Annotated in this window: 16 protein-coding genes; 14 read left to right on the forward strand and 2 right to left on the reverse strand. The window is 69.3% G+C overall.

Annotated elements, in window-relative coordinates; genetic code table 11:
• Positions 1-3: 3 nt before the first annotated feature.
• From secF to ACQEXA_RS43555, 3 genes are all read left to right on the forward strand, one after another.
• Positions 4-1,119 carry a protein translocase subunit SecF gene (gene secF / locus ACQEXA_RS43545; RefSeq protein ID WP_432925670.1) on the forward strand — a complete coding sequence of 372 codons (1,116 nt, stop codon included), beginning with the start codon at positions 4-6 and terminating at the stop codon, positions 1,117-1,119.
• A complete protein-coding gene (locus ACQEXA_RS43550; protein ID WP_432925668.1) occupies positions 1,116-1,655 on the forward strand; it encodes an adenine phosphoribosyltransferase in 540 nt (179 codons plus the stop codon). Before secF ends, ACQEXA_RS43550 begins: the two co-directional genes overlap by 4 nt.
• 203 nt (positions 1,656-1,858) lie before the next feature.
• Positions 1,859-4,387 (forward strand): RelA/SpoT family protein, encoded by a 2,529-nt coding sequence (locus tag ACQEXA_RS43555; RefSeq protein ID WP_432925666.1) that lies wholly within the window; start codon positions 1,859-1,861, stop codon positions 4,385-4,387.
• Between the two features lie 119 nt (positions 4,388-4,506).
• On the opposite strand, the gene ACQEXA_RS43560 is transcribed toward ACQEXA_RS43555, so the two are convergent.
• Positions 4,507-5,736: a DUF349 domain-containing protein gene (locus tag ACQEXA_RS43560; protein WP_432925665.1), complete on the reverse strand. Its 1,230-nt coding sequence runs from the start codon at positions 5,734-5,736 to the stop codon at positions 4,507-4,509.
• Between the two features lie 135 nt (positions 5,737-5,871).
• Positions 5,872-6,696, reverse strand: a complete 825-nt coding sequence (locus tag ACQEXA_RS43565; RefSeq protein WP_432925663.1) for a peptidylprolyl isomerase — start codon at positions 6,694-6,696, stop codon at positions 5,872-5,874.
• A gap of 166 nt (positions 6,697-6,862) precedes the next feature.
• On the opposite strand from ACQEXA_RS43565, the gene ACQEXA_RS43570 reads away from it, so the two are divergent.
• The 11 genes from ACQEXA_RS43570 to ACQEXA_RS43620 all read left to right on the forward strand — a co-directional run bounded on the left by ACQEXA_RS43570 (position 6,863) and on the right by ACQEXA_RS43620 (position 19,251).
• Positions 6,863-7,570 carry an MBL fold metallo-hydrolase gene (locus tag ACQEXA_RS43570; RefSeq protein ID WP_360991973.1) on the forward strand — a complete coding sequence of 236 codons (708 nt, stop codon included), beginning with the start codon at positions 6,863-6,865 and terminating at the stop codon, positions 7,568-7,570.
• Between the two features lie 13 nt (positions 7,571-7,583).
• A complete protein-coding gene (gene hisS / locus ACQEXA_RS43575) occupies positions 7,584-8,846 on the forward strand; it encodes a histidine--tRNA ligase (protein ID WP_432925661.1) in 1,263 nt (420 codons plus the stop codon).
• 456 nt (positions 8,847-9,302) lie between these two features.
• Positions 9,303-9,959, forward strand: a complete 657-nt coding sequence (locus ACQEXA_RS43580) for a vitamin K epoxide reductase family protein (protein WP_432925659.1) — start codon at positions 9,303-9,305, stop codon at positions 9,957-9,959.
• Between the two features lie 76 nt (positions 9,960-10,035).
• The gene (locus tag ACQEXA_RS43585) at positions 10,036-11,391 is read left to right on the forward strand and encodes a replication-associated recombination protein A (protein WP_432925657.1); all 1,356 of its coding nucleotides are present in this window, start codon (positions 10,036-10,038) and stop codon (positions 11,389-11,391) included.
• 345 nt (positions 11,392-11,736) lie between these two features.
• Positions 11,737-12,351: a 30S ribosomal protein S4 gene (gene rpsD, locus ACQEXA_RS43590; protein ID WP_359390036.1), complete on the forward strand. Its 615-nt coding sequence runs from the start codon at positions 11,737-11,739 to the stop codon at positions 12,349-12,351.
• 192 nt (positions 12,352-12,543) lie between these two features.
• Complete coding sequence (locus ACQEXA_RS43595; protein ID WP_433132754.1) at positions 12,544-12,990, forward strand: DUF948 domain-containing protein; 447 nt, start codon at positions 12,544-12,546, stop codon at positions 12,988-12,990.
• A gap of 7 nt (positions 12,991-12,997) precedes the next feature.
• Positions 12,998-13,348 (forward strand): DUF6167 family protein, encoded by a 351-nt coding sequence (locus ACQEXA_RS43600; protein WP_359390042.1) that lies wholly within the window; start codon positions 12,998-13,000, stop codon positions 13,346-13,348.
• Positions 13,348-16,020 carry an alanine--tRNA ligase gene (alaS, locus tag ACQEXA_RS43605; RefSeq protein ID WP_432925654.1) on the forward strand — a complete coding sequence of 891 codons (2,673 nt, stop codon included), beginning with the start codon at positions 13,348-13,350 and terminating at the stop codon, positions 16,018-16,020. The genes ACQEXA_RS43600 and alaS overlap by 1 nt, the downstream gene beginning before the upstream one ends.
• A 17-nt stretch (positions 16,021-16,037) precedes the next feature.
• Positions 16,038-16,502 (forward strand): Holliday junction resolvase RuvX, encoded by a 465-nt coding sequence (gene ruvX, locus ACQEXA_RS43610; RefSeq protein ID WP_432925652.1) that lies wholly within the window; start codon positions 16,038-16,040, stop codon positions 16,500-16,502.
• 122 nt (positions 16,503-16,624) lie between these two features.
• On the forward strand, positions 16,625-18,412 hold the full coding sequence (gene mltG, locus ACQEXA_RS43615; RefSeq protein ID WP_432925650.1) for an endolytic transglycosylase MltG: 1,788 nt from the start codon (positions 16,625-16,627) through the stop codon (positions 18,410-18,412).
• The gene (locus ACQEXA_RS43620) at positions 18,409-19,251 is read left to right on the forward strand and encodes a shikimate dehydrogenase (RefSeq protein WP_432925648.1); all 843 of its coding nucleotides are present in this window, start codon (positions 18,409-18,411) and stop codon (positions 19,249-19,251) included. Before mltG ends, ACQEXA_RS43620 begins: the two co-directional genes overlap by 4 nt.
• Positions 19,252-19,328: the final 77 nt, after the last annotated feature.

The raw sequence follows: 19,328 nt of genomic DNA on the forward strand, positions 1-19,328 counted from the left end.
GAGATGTCCAAGCTCGGCAACCTCGGCGCCAGGCTCCACCGAGGCGAGGTCTCCTACGACTTCGTCGGCAAGCGCAAGATCTGGTACGGCATCTCGATCCTGATCACCATCACGGCCATCCTCGGCCTGACGGTGCGCGGTCTGAACATGGGCATCGAGTTCCAGGGCGGTGCCGTCTTCACCACGCCCAGCACGAGTGTCTCCGTGGCGCAGGCCGAGACCTACGCCCAGGACTCCTCGGGTCACCAGGCGGTCGTGCAGAAGCTCGGTACGGGCGGTCTGCGCATCCAGATCGCCGGTATCGAGACCGGCAAGGCCGACCAGATCAGGGACGCACTCGCCAAGGACCTGAACGTCAACGCCGAGAAGATCAACGCCGATCTGGTCGGTCCCAGCTGGGGCGAGCAGATCGCCAGCAAGGCCTGGCAGGGTCTGGCGATCTTCATGGTGCTCGTGGTGATCTACCTCGCGATCGCCTTCGAGTGGCGCATGGCCGTCGCGGCCCTGGTCGCGCTGATCCACGACATCACCATCACCACCGGTATCTACGCCCTCGTCGGCTTCGAGGTGACGCCGGGTACGGTGATCGGTCTGCTGACGATCCTCGGTTACTCGCTCTACGACACGGTCGTCGTCTTCGACAGCCTCAAGGAGCAGACGAAGGACCTCACCAAGCAGACCCGCTGGACCTACAGCGACGTCGCCAACATGTCGATCAACGGCACCCTGGTCCGCTCCATCAACACCACCGTGGTGGCGCTGCTGCCGGTGGCCGGTCTGCTGTTCATCGGTGGCGGTTTCCTCGGCGCGGGCACGCTGAACGACATCTCGCTGTCGCTGTTCGTCGGTCTCGCGGCCGGTGCGTACTCGTCGATCTTCATCGCCACGCCGCTCGTCGCCGACCTCAAGGAGCGCGAGCCGCAGATGAAGACCCTCAGGAAGCGGGTCCTGGCCAAGCGCGCCCAGGCCCCCGCCGAGGGCGAGCTCGCCGCGGCCCGGGCCGGTGTCGAACCGGACGAGGGCGAACCGGAGGACTCCGCGCCCGCCTTCGTGGGCCAGCGCCACCAGCCCGCGTCCCGCACTCGCGGTCGCGGCCGGCCCTCCGGCAAGCGCCGATGACCGACATAACGGCGCTGCTGCTGAGCCGCATACGGGATGTGCCGGACCACCCGCAGCCGGGCGTGATGTTCAAGGACATCACCCCGCTGCTCGCGGATCCAAAGGCGTTCACCGCGCTCACCGACGCACTGGCGGAGCTGGCCGTGCGGCACGGCGCGACGAAGATCGTCGGTCTGGAGGCCCGCGGGTTCATCCTCGGAGCGCCGGCCGCCGTCCGCGCGGGCGTCGGCTTCGTCCCCGTGCGCAAGGCGGGCAAGCTTCCCGGAGCCACGCTGCGTCAGGCGTACGACCTCGAGTACGGCTCCGCCGAGATCGAGGTGCACGCCGAGGACCTCTCCGCGGCGGACCGCGTGATGGTCGTGGACGACGTCCTCGCCACCGGCGGCACCGCCGAGGCCTCCCTCCGGCTCATCCGCCGGGCGGGGGCCGGGGTCGCCGGAGTGTCCGTGCTGATGGAGCTGGGCTTCCTGGGCGGCCGTGCCCGCCTGGAGCCGGCTCTGGCCGGGGCGCCGCTGGAGGCACTGCTTCAGATCTGAGCGCCGCCGGATACACCGCCGCGCCAGGTGGAGGACGGCCGCTGTACGCACGAGACGGGCCCGGAGGAATCCGGCGCCCGTCTCGTGCGTTTCCCCAAGGTGAAGCCGTCTCAACGGCCTGAAGGCGAGCCCGGCGCCAGGGATCGCTACCATGGGGTCTCCGGAGCCTGACCGGGGGACCCGGAACGCGCAGAGGAGCCCTCTTGGCAGACGAGGCCCAGCCACTGACCGCCGCCAAGCCCGAGCCGCCTTCGAAGGCCGCGGCGCAGCCCGCGCGGAGCGCGAAGAACGCCCCGCACGGGCCGGTGGAGCACGCCCAGTCGGCGCCCGTCGACCAGGCGGCCGAGCAGCCGCGCCCCAAGCCGGCCCCTGCCGAGCGCTCCGCGGCGGTCCGCCCCGCTCCGGCCCCGCCCACCCGCTCCGGCTCCTCCAACCGCGTACGCGCCCGCTTGGCCCGCCTCGGGGTGCAGCGCGCCAACCCGTACAACCCGGTCCTCGAGCCCCTGCTGCGGATAGTGCGCAGCAACGACCCGAAGATCGAGAACGCGACGCTCCGCCAGGTCGAGCGTGCCTACCAGGTCGCCGAACGCTGGCACCGCGGCCAGAAGCGCAAGAGCGGCGACCCGTACATCACGCATCCGCTGGCGGTGACCACCATCCTCGCCGAGCTGGGCATGGACCCGGCCACCCTGATGGCGGGCCTGCTGCACGACACGGTCGAGGACACCGAGTACGGCCTGGACCAGCTGCGCCGCGACTTCGGCGACACCGTGGCCCTCCTCGTCGACGGCGTCACCAAGCTGGACAAGGTCAAGTTCGGCGAGGCCGCGCAGGCCGAGACCGTGCGCAAGATGGTCGTCGCCATGGCCAAGGACCCGCGCGTCCTGGTCATCAAGCTCGCCGACCGCCTGCACAACATGCGCACCATGCGCTACCTCAAGCGCGAGAAGCAGGAGAAGAAGGCGCGCGAGACCCTGGAGATCTACGCGCCGCTCGCCCACCGGCTGGGCATGAACACCATCAAGTGGGAGCTGGAGGACCTCGCCTTCGCGATCCTCTACCCCAAGATGTACGACGAGATCGTCCGGCTGGTCGCCGAGCGTGCCCCCAAGCGCGACGAGTACCTGGCCATAGTGACCGACGAGGTGCAGTCCGACCTGCGTGCCGCCCGGATCAAGGCGACGGTCACGGGGCGCCCGAAGCACTACTACAGCGTCTACCAGAAGATGATCGTCCGCGGCCGTGACTTCGCGGAGATCTACGACCTGGTCGGCATCCGCGTCCTCGTGGACACGGTCCGCGACTGCTATGCGGCACTGGGCACGGTCCACGCCCGCTGGAACCCGGTTCCGGGGCGGTTCAAGGACTACATCGCGATGCCCAAGTTCAACATGTACCAGTCGCTGCACACGACGGTGATCGGACCCAACGGCAAGCCCGTCGAACTCCAGATCCGCACCTTCGACATGCACCGCCGCGCCGAGTACGGCATCGCCGCGCACTGGAAGTACAAGCAGGAGGCCGTCGCGGGCGCCTCCAAGATCCGTACCGACGCGCCTCGTTCGAGCGCCAAGAACGCCAAGGACCACGACGCCGTCAACGACATGGCGTGGCTGCGCCAGTTGCTCGACTGGCAGAAGGAGACCGAGGACCCGAGCGAGTTCCTCGAGTCCCTGCGCTTCGACCTGTCCCGCAACGAGGTCTTCGTCTTCACTCCGAAGGGCGACGTCATAGCGCTTCCGGCCGGTGCCACCCCGGTGGACTTCGCGTACGCGGTCCACACGGAGGTCGGCCACCGGACCATAGGGGCCAGGGTCAACGGCCGGCTCGTCCCGCTCGAATCCACCCTGGACAACGGGGACTTGGTGGAGGTGTTCACCTCCAAGGCGACCGGGGCGGGGCCGTCCCGCGACTGGCTCGGCTTCGTCAAGTCGCCGCGCGCCCGCAACAAGATCCGTGCCTGGTTCTCCAAGGAGCGCCGCGAGGAGGCGATCGAGCAGGGCAAGGACGCGATCGCACGGGCGATGCGCAAGCAGAACCTGCCGATCCAGCGCATCCTGACGGGCGACTCCCTCGTCACCCTGGCCCACGAGATGCGCTACCCGGACATCTCGTCCCTCTACGCGGCCATCGGCGAGGGCCATGTCGCCGCGCAGAACGTCGTGCAGAAGCTGGTGCAGGCGCTCGGCGGCGAGGAAGCCGCCACCGAGGAGATCGACGAGGCTGTTCCGCCGGCCCGGGGCCGTGCCCGCAAGCGGCGCCGGAACCAGGACCCCGGTGTCGTCGTCAGGGGCGTCGACGACGTCTGGGTCAAGCTGGCCCGCTGCTGTACGCCCGTCCCCGGCGACCCGATCATCGGCTTCGTCACCCGCGGCAGCGGTGTGTCCGTTCACCGCAGCGACTGCGTCAACGTCGAGTCCCTGTCCCGGGAGCCGGAGCGCATCCTCGATGTCGAGTGGGCCCCGACGCAGTCGTCGGTCTTCCTCGTCGCGATCCAGGTCGAGGCGCTGGACCGCTCACGACTGCTCTCGGACGTCACCCGGGTCCTGTCCGACCAGCACGTCAACATCCTCTCGGCCGCGGTCCAGACGTCCCGCGATCGCGTGGCCACCTCCCGCTTCACCTTCGAGATGGGCGACCCGAAGCATCTGGGCCACGTCCTGAAGGCGGTACGGGGCGTGGAGGGCGTCTACGACGTGTACCGCGTGACCTCGGCCCGCAGGCCCTCCTAGCCCGTAGGCACACGAAAGGGGCTCCCGTACACCACGTACGGGAGCCCCTTTCTCATGCGCGTCCGCACAGGAAGACGTGGAGCCCGGGCGGCGCAGCCCGGGCCCGGTCCGCCCGGTCCTCAGCCGCCGAACTCCTGCAGGCCCTTCAGCGCCTGGTCCAGAAGGGCCTGGCGCCCCTCAAGCTCCTTCTGCAGCTTCTCGGCCTTCGAGGTGTTGCCCGCGGTACGAGCCTGCTCGATCTGGCCCTGCAGCTTGTCCACGGCCGCCTGCAGCTGACCGGTGAGACCCTCGGCGCGGGCCCGCGCCTCCGGGTTGGTCCGGCGCCACTCGTTCTCCTCGGCCTCCTGGATGGCGCGGTCGACCGCGTGCATCCGGCCCTCGACCCTGGGACGGGCGTCGCGCGGCACATGGCCGATGGCCTCCCAGCGCTCGTTGATCGAGCGGAAGGCGGCCCGGGCGGCCTTCAGGTCCGTGATCGGCAGGAGCTTCTCGGCGTCCTCAGCCAGCTCCTCCTTCAGCTTGAGGTTCTCCGACTGCTCGGCGTCCCGCTCGGCGAAGACCGAGCTGCGTGCCGCGAAGAAGACGTCCTGTGCGCCGCGGAAGCGGTTCCACAGGTCGTCCTCGTGCTCACGCTGGGCCCGGCCCGCGGCCTTCCACTCGGCCATCAACTCGCGATAGCGCGCGGCCGTGGGACCCCAGTCGGTCGAGGCGGACAGCCCCTCGGCCTCGGCGACCAGCTTCTCCTTCGTCTTGCGGGCGTCCTCGCGCTGTGCGTCCAGTTGCGCGAAGTGCGCCTTGCGACGCTTGGAGAAGGCCGACCTGGCATGCGAGAAGCGGTGCCACAGCTCGTCGTCCGATTTCCGGTCGAGCCGCGGCAGCCCCTTCCAGGTGTCCACCAGTGACCTCAGCCGCTCGCCGGCCGACCGCCACTGGTCGGACTGGGCCAGCTCCTCGGCCTCGACGACCAGCGACTCCTTGGCATGCCGCGCCTCGTCGGACTGCTTGGCCCGCTGCGCCTTGCGCTCCTCGCGGCGCGCCTCGACGGACTCCACGAGCTTGTCCAGTCGCGTCCGCAGCGCGGCGAGGTCGCCGACCGCGTGGTGCGCCTCCACCTGCTCGCGCAGGTGGCCGATCGCGGTCTCGGCGTCCTTCGCCGACAGGTCGGTCGTCTGTACTCGCTTCTCGAGGAGGCCGATCTCGACCACCAGGCCCTCGTACTTGCGCTCAAAATAGGCCAGCGCTTCCTCAGGGGAGCCGGCCTGCCAGGAACCGACGACCTGCTCGCCGTCGGCCGTACGCACGTACACGGTCCCCGTCTCGTCGACGCGGCCCCACGGGTCGCTGCTCACAGCGCCTCCTCCACATGATGCCTGCGAGGAGCCTCAGCGCCCCCGGGCATCGTCCACAGTTTCGTCACGGCCAACATAGGCGACCGGCGGGGCGGCTGTCCGCATCCCGCGCGACCGAAATTTCGCAGTTGACGGTCAGGATTTCGCCACTGTGGCCTTGTTGATCACGACCGTCGCGTTCGGTGCACCGTCACCCGCACCCGTGCTCTCGCCGGCGGCGGCGATTTTCTTGAGTACGTTCATGCCGGCCGCGTCGATGGTGCCGAACGGAGTGTAGGTGGGCGGCAACTGACTGTCCTGGTACACCAGGAAGAACTGGCTGCCACCGGTGTGCTTCTGGCCGGTGTTCGCCATGGCGATCGTGCCCGCCGGATACACGTTCCCCTTCAGGCTCGCGTCCTTCAGGTTCTCGTCGGGGATCGTGTAGCCGGGACCGCCCGCACCGGTGCCCTGCGGGTCGCCGCACTGCAGCACGTAGATGCCGTTGGTGGTGAGCCGGTGGCACTTGGTGTGGTCGAAGAAGCCCTGGCCCGCAAGGAAGTTGAACGAGTTGACGGTGTGCGGGGCCGCGGCAGTCTTCAACGCGATACCGATGTCACCGCACGTGGTCGCGAGCTTCATCGTGTACTTCGCCGAGGTGTCGATGGTCATCGCCGGCTCCTTCTTCCAGCTCAGCGACTTGACCTGGCCCTCGGCGGGCTTGGCACACGGGTCCGGCGCCTTGCTGGCCGCCGCGGAGGCGCTCGGCGTCACCTCCGCGCCGGCGTTGGCCTTCTTTTCGTCGCTCTTCAGCGCCCCGGTCGTGTACAGGGCCAGGCCGGCCACCACGACCACGCCCACCACTGACGCGATGACGGACGTGCGCATGCGTGACTTGCGCCGTGCGTCGGTACGCCGCTGCTGCTGCCGCAAGAATTTCTCCCGGGCGAGCTGTCGCCGCCGCTGTTCCTGGCTGACCACGGGGTTCTCTCCTCATGCGTCTGGTACGCGTCCGGTGCGCGTGCGTCTTGTGTGCCGACTGCATGCGCGTGCCCCGTACCGTATATGGGTTCGCTGAGGAATCGGCAGCGCCGGTAGGCTCTGACCCACAGCCAGTCACCCCCGTACTACACAACGAAGGACGATCGTGCTGATTGCCGGGTTCCCCGCCGGGGCCTGGGGGACCAACTGCTATCTGGTCGCCCCCGCCGCGGGTGAGGAGTGCGTGATCATCGACCCGGGCCACCAGGCCGCCCAGGGAGTCGAGGAGGCGCTCAGGAAGCATCGGCTCAAGCCCGTCGCTGTCGTCCTCACCCATGGCCACATCGACCATGTGGCCTCGGTCGTCCCCGTGTGCGGCGCGCACGACGTACCGGCGTGGATCCACCCCCGGGACCGGTACATGATGAGCGATCCGGAGAAGGCGCTCGGGCGGTCCATCGGGATGCCGCTCATGGGTGAGCTCACCGTGGGGGAGCCCGACGATGTCAAGGAGCTGACCGACGGTGCGAGGCTCGAGCTGGCCGGTCTGGAGCTGTCCGTCGCGCATGCGCCCGGTCATACCAAGGGGTCGGTGACCTTCGGCCTGCCCGAGGCGGCGGACATCCCGCCGGTCTTCTTCTCGGGCGACCTGCTGTTCGCCGGCTCCATCGGACGCACCGACCTGCCCGGCGGTGACATGGCCGAGATGCTCGACTCGCTGGCCCGTGTGTGCCTGCCGCTCGACGACTCGACCGTGGTGCTGTCCGGCCACGGCCCCCAGACGACCATCGGCCAGGAGCGCGCCACCAACCCGTATCTGCGGCAGGTGGCCGCCGGCCAGGGAGCCCAGCCCGCTCCCCGACGAGGAATGTGACGAGAGACCTTCCGTGAGCACCTTCAAGGCCCCCAAGGGCACGTACGACCTGATTCCGCCCGAGTCCGCCAGGTACCTCGCCGTGCGCGAGGCGATCGCCGCCCCGCTGCGGAACTCCGGCTACGGCTACATCGAGACGCCCGGCTTCGAGAACGTCGAACTCTTCGCCCGCGGTGTCGGTGAGTCCACCGACATCGTCACCAAGGAGATGTACGCCTTCGAGACCAAGGGCGGCGACAGGCTGGCCCTGCGCCCCGAGGGCACCGCCTCGGTGCTGCGGGCGGCGCTGGAGGCCAACCTGCACAAGGCCGGCAACCTGCCGGTCAAGCTCTGGTACTCGGGCTCCTACTACCGTTACGAGCGCCCCCAGAAGGGCCGCTACCGTCACTTCTCGCAGGTCGGCGCGGAGGCGATCGGCGCCGAGGACCCGTACCTCGACGCCGAGCTGATCATCCTGGCCGACCAGGCCTACCGCTCGCTCGGCCTGCGGAACTTCCGCATCCTGCTGAACAGCCTCGGCGACAAGGAGTGCCGCCCGGTCTACCGCAGCGCGCTCCAGGACTTCCTGCGCGGCCTCGACCTGGACGAGGACACACGGCACCGCATCGACATCAATCCGCTGCGGGTGCTCGACGACAAGCGGGAGTCCGTGCAGAAGCAGCTGACGGGCGCCCCGCTGCTGCGCGACTACCTGTGCGACGCCTGCAAGGCGTACCACGAGGAGGTGCGCGAGCTCCTCACGTCGGCGGGCGTCTCCTTCGAGGACGACCCGAAGCTGGTGCGCGGTCTGGACTACTACACGCGCACGACGTTCGAGTTCGTCCACGACGGCCTGGGCTCGCAGTCCGCGGTGGGCGGCGGCGGCCGCTACGACGGCCTGTCGGAGATGATCGGCGGTCCCGCGCTGCCGTCCGTGGGCTGGGCGCTGGGCGTCGACCGCACGGTGCTGGCCCTCGAGGCGGAGGGCGTCGAACTCGAACTGCCCGCGTCCACCAGTGTGTTCGCGGTCCCGCTGGGCGAGGAGGCCCGCCGGGTCCTGTTCACCAAGGTCATGGAACTGCGCAAGCTCGGCATCGCGGCCGACTTCTCATACGGGGCCAAGGGCCTCAAGGGCGCGATGAAGAACGCGAACCGCAGCGGCGCTCGCTACACGATCGTGGCGGGCGAGCGGGACCTCGCGGAGGGTGTGGTCCAGCTGAAGGACATGGAGTCCGGGGAGCAGGTCGCGGTCGGCGTGAACGAGATCGTGGCGGAGCTGGAGTCGAAGCTCGGCTGATCCGGTGCCTGGGGCCCGGGTAGCTACCCGGGCCCTTCGTTCCGAGCGAGACGGAGGGCGCGCCTCACGCTGAACGTCAACTCCGTGCGCGCCGGGTAGTCCGGCCGGACGATGCTCGTTCTCAGAGGCGTGCGAGCCTGCCGGGTGAAGATCCAGGCCGGGTACCAGCCTCGGACCCAGTCGCGGATCACCCGACCCGGAGGATCTCCACTACAACGGTGCCGCCCGGAAGATCGGGGCCGGGACAGGCGAAATCGCCGGTGGCGCGGGGGACGCCGGGAGGGATTCCGGCGGCCGTGACCGCATGTGTCGCAGCCCACGGGCACCGGCTGAAACCGAACGCTCCGGTCCGATCTCGCGTATCTCCTTATGTCCATCGAACGGTGGTCACACAGACGCGTGCGGCACAATGACCCGTGACCCCCGGTCCAACTCTCGAGTATCGGAATCGACGTGATGAGCAAGACGACAGTGAAGGACGTCTCCACCGAGTCGACCGAGCCGGAGCGCACGCAGGCACCCCGGACGGTGGGTGGCAGCCGTGCGTTCGCCCTGCTGCTGGTGATCACAGGTGCGGCCGGCCTGCTCGCCGCGTGGGTCATCACGATCGACAAGTTCAAGATCCTTGAGGGCAAGGTGAGCGGCAAGACGTTCACCCCCAGCTGCAGCATCAACCCCATCGTGTCCTGCGGCAGCGTCATGGAGAGCAAGCAGGCCGCCGCCTTCGGCTTCCCCAACCCGATGCTCGGCCTCGTCTGCTACGGCATCGTGATCTGCGTCGGCATGACCCTGCTGACCCGCGTGAGCTTCCCGCGCTGGTACTGGCTCACCTTCAACTTCGGCACGCTCTTCGGTGTCGCCTTCTGCACCTGGCTGCAGTTCCAGTCGCTGTACCGCATCAACGCGCTCTGCCTGTGGTGCTCGCTGGCCTGGGTCGCCACGATCACCATGTTCTGGTACGTGACCTCGTTCAACGTGCGCAACGACCTGCTGCCCGCCCCGCGCCCGGTGAAGAACTTCCTCGCCGAGTTCACCTGGGTGCTCCCGCTCACCCACGCCGGCATCATCGCCATGCTGATCCTGACCCGGTGGGGCAGCCAGCTCTGGGCCTGAGCCTCTCCATCATCGCCGCACGCCGCCGGGCATCTGGCCCGGCGGCGTTGTCAGTGGTGTGACATAGGGTTTCACCGTGGAGCCCGACCTGTTCACCGCCGCCGCCGAAGAACGCCAGGAGAAGGACCCGACCGGCAGCCCCCTGGCGGTCCGTATGCGCCCGCGCACCCTCGACGAGGTGGTGGGCCAGCAGCACCTGCTCAAGCCGGGATCCCCGCTGCGCAGACTGGTCGGCGAGGGCAACGGCGGGCCCGCCGGACCCTCCTCGGTGATCCTCTGGGGCCCGCCCGGCACTGGCAAGACGACCCTTGCGTACGTCGTCTCCAAGGCCACCAACAAGCGCTTCGTCGAACTGTCGGCGATCACCGCGGGCGTCAAGGAGGTCCGCGCGGTCATCGACGGCGCCCGCCGCGCCACCGGCGGCTTCGGCAAGGAGACCGTCCTCTTCCTGGACGAGATCCACCGCTTCAGCAAGGCCCAGCAGGACTCCCTGCTCCCGGCCGTAGAGAACCGCTGGGTGACCCTGATCGCGGCGACCACCGAGAACCCGTACTTCTCGGTGATCTCCCCGCTGCTGTCCCGCTCCCTGCTGCTCACGCTCGAACCGCTCACGGACGACGACGTACGCGGCCTGCTCCGCCGGGCCCTGACCGACGAGCGCGGCCTCGCGGGCGCCGTCACGCTGCCCGAGGACACCGAGGCCCATCTGCTGCGGATCGCCGGGGGCGACGCGCGCCGTGCCCTGACGGCCCTGGAGGCCGCCGCCGGGGCCGCGCTCGACAAGAGCGAGTCGGAGATCGGTCTGACGACCCTGGAGGAGACCGTCGACCGCGCCGCGGTGAAGTACGACCGCGACGGCGACCAGCACTACGACGTGGCGAGCGCCCTGATCAAGTCCATCCGCGGCTCGGACGTCGACGCCGCGCTGCACTATCTGGCCCGCATGATCGAGGCAGGGGAGGACCCCCGCTTCATCGCCCGCCGCCTGATGATCTCCGCCAGTGAGGACATCGGCCTCGCTGACCCCAACGCGTTGCCGATAGCCGTCGCCGCCGCCCAGGCCGTCGCGATGATCGGCTTCCCGGAGGCCGCGCTCACCCTCAGCCACGCCACCATCGCCCTCGCCCTGGCCCCCAAGTCCAACGCGGCGACCACGGCGATCGGCGCCGCCATGGAGGACGTCCGCAAGGGACTGGCCGGCCCCGTGCCCCCGCACCTGCGCGACGGGCACTACAAGGGCGCCGCCAAGCTCGGCCACGCGCAGGGGTACGTGTATCCGCACGACCTGCCGGAGGGCATCGCCGCCCAGCAGTACGCCCCCGACGCACTCAAGGACCGCGAGTACTACACGCCGACCCGGCACGGCGGGGAGGCGCGGTACGCGGACGCCGTGGAGTGGACCCGCAAGCACCTGCGTCGCAAGCAGCCGTAAGCAGCCTGTAGACTTTCTCGAAGCGCTGCGTCCCGTGTCCGGTACCTCACAAAAGGGGAGTCGGCACCACCAGAGCGGGACATCCAGCCGGAACCCCACGCCTCACCGCGCGGGGATCCAGGAGCGTCGCGCACCGTCGAACGGTGTCGCGGGCAGCCCACCACCTCCCCGGCAGCCCCGGGGTACGGGTCGGTGGGCCACTCGCGTGCTGCACGTATGTGCCCAGACCAGGGGAGCGGCTGCCCGGCAGGTCCATGTGACCCGCGGGGATTCCCCGGCTGCGGATGCGACCTCCCCTAACCCTGGTGAAGCCGAATACACAGAGAAACACGAGGTGTTTGGTTCATGGCGAACCAGTCCCGCCCCAAGGTCAAGAAGTCGCGTGCCCTCGGCATCGCGCTGACCCCGAAGGCCGTCAAGTACTTCGAGGCCCGCCCCTACCCGCCGGGCGAGCACGGCCGCGGCCGCAAGCAGAACTCGGACTACAAGGTCCGTCTGCTGGAGAAGCAGCGTCTGCGCGCTCAGTACGACATCTCCGAGCGTCAGCTGGTCCGTGCCTACGAGCGTGCCTCCAAGGTGCAGGGCAAGACCGGTGAGGCCCTGATCATCGAGCTGGAGCGTCGTCTCGACGCGCTGGTCCTGCGTTCGGGCATCGCCCGCACGATCTACCAGGCCCGCCAGATGGTCGTCCACGGCCACCTCGAGGTCAACGGCCAGAAGGTGGACAAGCCGTCGTTCCGCGTCCGTCCCGACGACGTCGTGATGGTCCGCGAGCGCAGCCGTCAGAAGCCGCTGTTCGAGATCGCCCGCGAGGGTGGCTTCGCCCCCGACGGTGAGACCCCGCGCTACCTCCAGGTGAACCTCAAGGCCCTGGCGTTCCGCCTGGACCGCGAGCCGAACCGCAAGGAGATCCCGGTGATCTGCGACGAGCAGCTCGTCGTCGAGTACTACGCCCGCTGATCATCCGTCCGCGGACGTAGCACTCCCCACGCGCAGCCCGTCGTCCCCCGCCCTTCCGGGCGAGCGGGGCGGCGGGCTGCCGCGTCTTCCGTACCCGGTCCCAAATCCGGTACGGACCGGCCGTCCCGGCGCGATAGGCTCGGGGGACGACTTTTCGATGTTCAGGCACGTTCTAGGGAGCGGGTGCGCGCGGTGTCCGGTGGAGAGGTTGCCGGGATCCTCGTGGCCGTCTTCTGGGCGATCCTGGTCTCCTTCCTCGCCGTCGCGCTGGCGAGGCTGGCCCAGACGCTCAGGGCGACCACCAAGCTGGTGGCGGATGTGACCGACCAGGCCGTCCCGCTGCTGGCCGACGCCTCCGAGGCGGTGCGCTCCGCGCAGACCCAGATCGCCCGGGTCGACGCCATCGCGTCGGACGTCCAGGAGGTCACGTCGAACGCGTCGGCGCTGTCCACGACCGTCGCGTCCACCTTCGGCGGCCCCCTGGTCAAGGTCGCGGCGTTCGGCTACGGCGTGCGCAGGGCGCTGGCCGGCCGTGGTGAGAATGTGCCCGCCAAGGCGCCCCGGCGTACCGTGATCGTGGGCCGCACCGTCCCGTCCGCGCGACGGGGTAAGCGGAACACCCGGGAAAAGAGAGACTGACCGAGCGATGTTCCGCCGTACCTTCTGGTTCACCACGGGCGTCGCCGCCGGTGTGTGGGCCACCACCAAGGTCAACCGCAAGCTGAGGCAGCTGACCCCCGAGAGCCTGGCCGCGCAGGCCGCCAACAAGGCGCTGGACGCGGGGCACCGGCTCAAGGACCGCGCGCTCGACTTCGCGTCCGACGTCCGGGCCGGCATGGCCCAGCGGGAGGCCGAACTCGGTGACGCGCTGGGCCTGACCGCATCCGGCGACCCCGAACTCCCGGCGCCCCGGCGGCACCCCGCCATCGAGAACCGCGACAACCCGAAGTACGTCGAGAGCTCGGCGCACTCGTACAACCGGAATGAGGACCACTGATGGAGTCGGCTGAAATCCGCCGCCGCTGGTTGAGCTTCTTCGAGGAGCGCGGGCACACCGTCGTCCCTTCGGCGTCGCTCATCGCGGACGACCCGACTCTGCTTCTCGTCCCGGCCGGCATGGTGCCCTTCAAGCCCTACTTCCTGGGCGAGGTCAAGCCGCCGTTCCCGCGCGCCACCAGCGTGCAGAAGTGCGTGCGCACGCCCGACATCGAAGAGGTCGGCAAGACCACGCGCCACGGCACGTTCTTCCAGATGTGCGGCAACTTCTCCTTCGGCGACTACTTCAAGGAAGGCGCCATCAAGCTCGCCTGGGAGCTGCTCACCGCGCCCCAGGACAAGGGCGGTTACGGCCTGGACCCCGAGCGTCTGTGGATCACGGTCTACAAGGACGACGACGAGGCCGAGCAGATCTGGCACGAGGTCGTCGGCGTGCCCAAGGAGCGCATCCAGCGCCTGGGCATGAAGGACAACTTCTGGTCCATGGGCGTCCCCGGTCCCTGCGGCCCCTGCTCCGAGATCAACTACGACCGCGGCCCCGAGTTCGGCGCCGAGGGCGGCCCCGCCGTCAACGACGAGCGGTACGTGGAGATCTGGAACCTCGTCTTCATGCAGTTCGAGCGCGGCGAGGGCACCGGCAAGGACAACTTCGAGATCCTCGGCGACCTGCCGAGCAAGAACATCGACACGGGCCTCGGCCTGGAGCGGCTCGCCATGATTCTGCAGGGCGTGCAGAACATGTACGAGATCGACACGTCCATGGCCGTGATCAAGAAGGCCACCGAGCTCACCGGTGTCGCCTACGGCGACTCGCACGCCTCGGACGTGTCGCTGCGCGTGGTCACCGACCATATGCGCACCGCCACCATGCTCATCGGCGACGGTGTCACCCCGGGCAACGAGGGCCGCGGCTATGTGCTGCGCCGCATCATGCGCCGCGCCATCCGCAACATGCGTCTGCTCGGCGCCACGGGCCCCGTGGTGAAGGACCTCATCGACACCGTGATCGGGATGATGGGTCAGCAGTACCCGGAGCTCGTCAGCGAGCGGGAGCGTATCGAGAAGGTCGCCCTCGCCGAGGAGAACGCCTTCCTCAAGACGCTGAAGGCTGGCACCAACATCCTCGACACCGCCGTGACCGAGACCAAGTCCGCCGGTGGCACCGTCCTGTCCGGCGACAAGGCCTTCCTGCTCCACGACACCTGGGGCTTCCCGATCGACCTCACCCTCGAGATGGCCGCCGAGCAGGGCCTGTCCGTGGACGAGGACGGCTTCCGCCGCCTGATGAAGGAGCAAAGGGAGCGCGCCAAGGCCGACGCCCAGTCCAAGAAGACCGGCCACGCCGACCTCGGCGCCTACCGTGAGATCGCCGACACCTCCGGCGAGACCGACTTCATCGGCTACACGGACACCGAGGGCGAGTCCACGGTCGTCGGCATCCTGGTCGACGGTGTCTCGTCCCCCGCCGCCACCGAGGGCGACGAGGTCGAGATCGTCCTCGACCGCACCCCGTTCTACGCCGAGGGCGGCGGCCAGATCGGCGACACCGGCCGCATCAAGATCGACTCCGGCGCCGTCATCGAGGTCCGCGACACCCAGAAGCCGGTGCCGGGCGTGTACGTCCACAAGGGCGTCGTCCAGGTCGGTGAGGTCATCGTCGGCGCCAAGGCCCAGGCCTCGATCGACACCCGTCGCCGCAAGGCCATCGCCCGCGCCCACTCGGCCACGCACCTGACGCACCAGGCCCTGCGCGACGCCCTCGGCCCGACGGCCGCCCAGGCCGGTTCCGAGAACCAGCCCGGTCGCTTCCGCTTCGACTTCGGCTCCCCCTCCGCCGTTCCGACGGCCGTGATGACCGACGTCGAGCAGAAGATCAACGAGGTGCTCGCCCGCGACCTGGACGTCCAGGCCGAGATCATGGGCATCGACGACGCCAAGAAGCAGGGCGCCATCGCCGAGTTCGGCGAGAAGTACGGCGAGCGCGTCCGCGTCGTGACCATCGGCGACTTCTCCAAGGAGCTGTGCGGCGGCACGCACGTGCACAACACCGCCCAGCTGGGCCTGGTGAAGCTGCTCGGCGAATCCTCGATCGGCTCCGGTGTCCGCCGTATCGAGGCGCTGGTCGGCGTCGACGCCTACAACTTCCTCGCCCGCGAGCACACGGTCGTCAACCAGCTGACCGAGCTCCTCAAGGGCCGTCCGGAGGACCTGCCGGAGAAGGTCTCCGGGATGCTCGGCAAGCTGAAGGACGCCGAGAAGGAGATCGAGAAGTTCCGCGCCGAGAAGGTGCTCCAGGCCGCCGCCGGTCTCGCCGAGTCCGCCAAGGACGTGCACGGGATCGCCGTCGTCACCGGCCAGGTCCCGGACGGCACCACCCCGGACGACCTGCGCAAGCTGGTGCTCGACGTGCGCGGTCGCATCCAGGGCGGACGGCCTGCCGTGGTCGCCCTGTTCACCGTGAACAACGGCAAGCCGCTTACGGTCATCGCCACCAACGAGGCCGCCCGCGAGCGCGGTCTCAAGGCCGGTGACCTGGTCCGCACCGCTGCCAAGACGCTCGGCGGCGGCGGTGGCGGCAAGCCGGACGTGGCCCAGGGCGGCGGCCAGAACCCGGCCGCCGTCGGCGAGGCCGTCGAGGCCGTCGAACGGCTGGTCGTCGAGACCGCCAAGTAAGAAATCGGTCAAGAAATATGAGAAGAGGACGCCGGCTCGCGATCGATGTCGGTGACGCCCGTATCGGGGTCGCCTCGTGCGACCCCGACGGGATCCTGGCCACTCCGGTGGAGACGGTCGCGGGCCGGGACGTCCCGGCGGCTCAACGGCGGCTGAAGCAGCTCGTCGAGGAGTACGAGCCGATCGAGGTCGTCGTCGGCCTCCCCCGCTCCCTCAAGGGGGGTGAGGGTCCGGCCGCGGTGAAGGTCCGCGGCTTCGCGCAGGAGTTGGCGCGTTTGATCGCGCCCGTGCCGGTGAGGCTCGTGGACGAACGGATGACCACGGTGACGGCCGGTCAGGGGCTGCGCGCCTCGGGAGTGAAGTCCAGGAAGGGCCGGTCCGTGATCGACCAGGCCGCCGCCGTCATCATCCTCCAGCAAGCGCTGGAATCCGAACGAGTGTCAGGTAAAGCACCGGGCGAGGGCGTCGAACTGGTCATCTGATCGCGATACGGTAACGTTCCGCGCGGTGCGATGGCATTCGAACAGCTACCGCACAGCAATGAGGCGGAACGGAAGCCGAGCCACCAGCTCCTGCGACCGCCGCTTTCGGCTCGAGGGGATCGATGACTGAGTATGGCCGGGGCCCGGGCTCCGCACCGTGGCATCCCGAGGACCCGTTGTACGGGGACGGCGGATGGCAAGGACAGCAGTCCGGCGCGGACCAGTCCCCGTACGGCGACCGGTCGCAGCAGTACCCGGAGCAGCCGCAGCAGCACTACGGCGAGTGGGGCGGCGCCCAGCAGCCGGGCTACGGCCAGGGACACCAGGGCTACCAGCAGTACCCGGGCCACGGGCAGCAGCAGTACCCGCAGCAGGGACAGCCGCAGTACCCGCAGCAGGGCGGGCAGCAGTACCCGCAGCAGCAGTACCCGCAGCAGCAGTACCCGCAGCAGGGCGGGCAGCAGTACCCGCAGCAGGGGCAGCCGCAGGGCGGCGGGCCGCAGTACGGGGGGCAGCAGCAGGGGTACGACAACTCCGGCTGGAACGGACAGAGCCAGGTTCCCCAGCACTCGGACCCGGCGGACCCGTACGGCACCCGGTCCGGCGCTCAGCAGCCCGACTTCTACCCGACGCCGGGCGCGTATCCGCCCCCAGAGCCGCCGAGTCGGCGACGTGCCGAGCCGGAACCGGAGACCGACTGGGACCCGGGCCCCGACCAGGGCGAACACGCCTTCTTCACGGGCGGGGACGACGACGATGACGACGACGAGCCGGGTGACCGCCGCGGCCGGCGGGGCCGGGGCGACCAGGACAACAAGGGCAAGAAGCGTCGCAGCGGATGTGCCTGCCTGGTGGTCGTGCTGGTCCTCGGCGGCGGTGTCGGCGTGGTCGGTTACTTCGGGTACCAGTTCTACCAAAATCGTTTCGGCCCGGCTCCCGACTACGCCGGCGAAGGCGACGGCGAGCAGGTCACGGTCACCATTCCCGACGGTGCCACCGGGGCCATCATCGGACAGGTGCTGAAAAAGGCCGGTGTGGTCAAGAGCGTCGACGCGTTCGTGGCGGCGCAGGGGCAGAACCCCGAGGGCAAGACCCTCCAGGCGGGCACCTACACGCTGAACCAGCACATGTCCGCGGCCGCCGCCGTCCAGTTGATGCTCAGCCCGAAGAGCAAGAACAACCTGATCATCGCCGAGGGGCGGCGCAACGCGGAGATCTACGCGGCGATCGACGAGCGTCTGAAGCTGAAGGCGGGCACCACCAAGGACATCGCCGCGAAGAAGTGGAAGACCCTCGGACTGCCCGACTGGGCGAACACCAACAAGGACATCAAGGACCCGCTCGAAGGGTTCCTGTACCCGTCGAGCTATCCGGTCGCCAAGGGCATGAAGCCCGAGGACGTCCTCAAGCAGATGGTCGACAGGTCGAAGCAGAAGTACGCCGAGTTCGGCATCCAGGCCAAGGCCAAGAGTCTCAACCTGGACAATCCGCTGCAGGTCCTGACAGTCGCGAGCCTCGTCCAGGCGGAGGGCAAGTACAAGCGCGACTTCGAGAAGGTCGCGACGGTCGTCTACAACCGGCTCAAACCGGACAACACCGAGACCTACGGCCTGCTCGACTTCGACTCGACGGTGAACTACTTCCGCGGTCAGTCCAAACTCGCCACCGGGTCGGTCAACGATCTGCGGCAGATCAACAACCCGTACAACACGTACAAGTTCAAGGGCCTGCCGCCCGGACCGATCGACAACCCCGGCGAAGTGGCGATCAAGGCTGCCCTCAAGCCGGCCAAGGGGAACTGGTACTACTTCGTCTCGATCAACGAGAACGAGACACTGTTCGCCGAGACCAACGCAGAGCAGAACCGCAACCGCGAGAAGTACCTCGAACAGCAGAAGAAGGGTCAATGACGGGCACCGTCGGCAAGCGCCGGGCCGCCGTCCTCGGCTCTCCGATCGCCCACTCCCTCTCCCCGGTGCTGCACCGCGCCGCATACCGGGAACTGGGCCTTGAGAGCTGGTCGTACGACCGCTTCGAGGTCGACGAGGAGGCGCTGCCCCGGTTCGTGGAGGCGCTCGGACCCGAATGGGCCGGGCTGTCGCTGACCATGCCGTTGAAGCGGGCCGTCATCCCGCTGCTCGACTCCGTCAGCGACACCGCCGCCTTGGTGGAGGCCGTGAACACCGTCGTGTTCGACAAGGACGGGCGGCGCCTCGGCGACAACACCGACATCCCCGGGATGGTCGCCGCGCTGCGCGAGCGGGGCATCGAGCAGGTCGGCTCCGCCGCGATCCTGGGTGCGGGCGCCACCGCCTCCTCCGCGCTGGCCGCGCTCGCCAGGATCTGCACCGGCGAGGTCGTCGCCTATGTGCGCAGCGAGGCGCGGGCCGCCGAGATGCGCAGGTGGGGCGAGCGGCTCGAGGTCGACGTCCGTACCGCGGACTGGTCACTGGCCGACCGGGCGCTGCGCGCGCCGCTGGTCGTCGCCACCACGCCGGCCGGGACGACGGACGCGCTGGCCGCCGCCGTTCCCGAACGCCCAGCCGCCCTCTTCGACGTGCTCTACGACCCCTGGCCCACGGCTCTCGCCGCCCGCTGGTCCATGTACGGCGGTGCCGTGATCAGCGGTCTCGACCTGCTGGTGCACCAGGCCGTGCTGCAGGTCGAGCAGATGACGGGCCACGCCCCGGCCCCCGTGGACGCCATGCGCACGGCGGGCGAGCACGCCCTGGAGGCCCGCCGGACGTGACCGGCACCGGCCCTCCCGCCCGGTCCGCTCCCGTCCGCCTGATGGACCTGGGACCGGTTCCCGCCCCCGGACGTGGG

The sequence above is a fragment of the Streptomyces sp. CA-106110 genome, assembly GCF_050936285.1.
Classification (GTDB): domain Bacteria; phylum Actinomycetota; class Actinomycetes; order Streptomycetales; family Streptomycetaceae; genus Streptomyces.

Coding starts and splice junctions, on each gene's coding strand:
- secF (WP_432925670.1), top strand. CDS start 4: ATGTCCAAGCTCGGCAACCTCGGCGCCAGGCTCCACCGAGGCGAGGTC.
- ACQEXA_RS43550 (WP_432925668.1), top strand. CDS start 1,116: ATGACCGACATAACGGCGCTGCTGCTGAGCCGCATACGGGATGTGCCG.
- ACQEXA_RS43580 (WP_432925659.1), top strand. CDS start 9,303: ATGAGCAAGACGACAGTGAAGGACGTCTCCACCGAGTCGACCGAGCCG.
- rpsD (WP_359390036.1), top strand. CDS start 11,737: ATGGCGAACCAGTCCCGCCCCAAGGTCAAGAAGTCGCGTGCCCTCGGC.
- ACQEXA_RS43600 (WP_359390042.1), top strand. CDS start 12,998: ATGTTCCGCCGTACCTTCTGGTTCACCACGGGCGTCGCCGCCGGTGTG.
- alaS (WP_432925654.1), top strand. CDS start 13,348: ATGGAGTCGGCTGAAATCCGCCGCCGCTGGTTGAGCTTCTTCGAGGAG.
- ruvX (WP_432925652.1), top strand. CDS start 16,038: ATGAGAAGAGGACGCCGGCTCGCGATCGATGTCGGTGACGCCCGTATC.
- mltG (WP_432925650.1), top strand. CDS start 16,625: ATGACTGAGTATGGCCGGGGCCCGGGCTCCGCACCGTGGCATCCCGAG.
- ACQEXA_RS43620 (WP_432925648.1), top strand. CDS start 18,409: ATGACGGGCACCGTCGGCAAGCGCCGGGCCGCCGTCCTCGGCTCTCCG.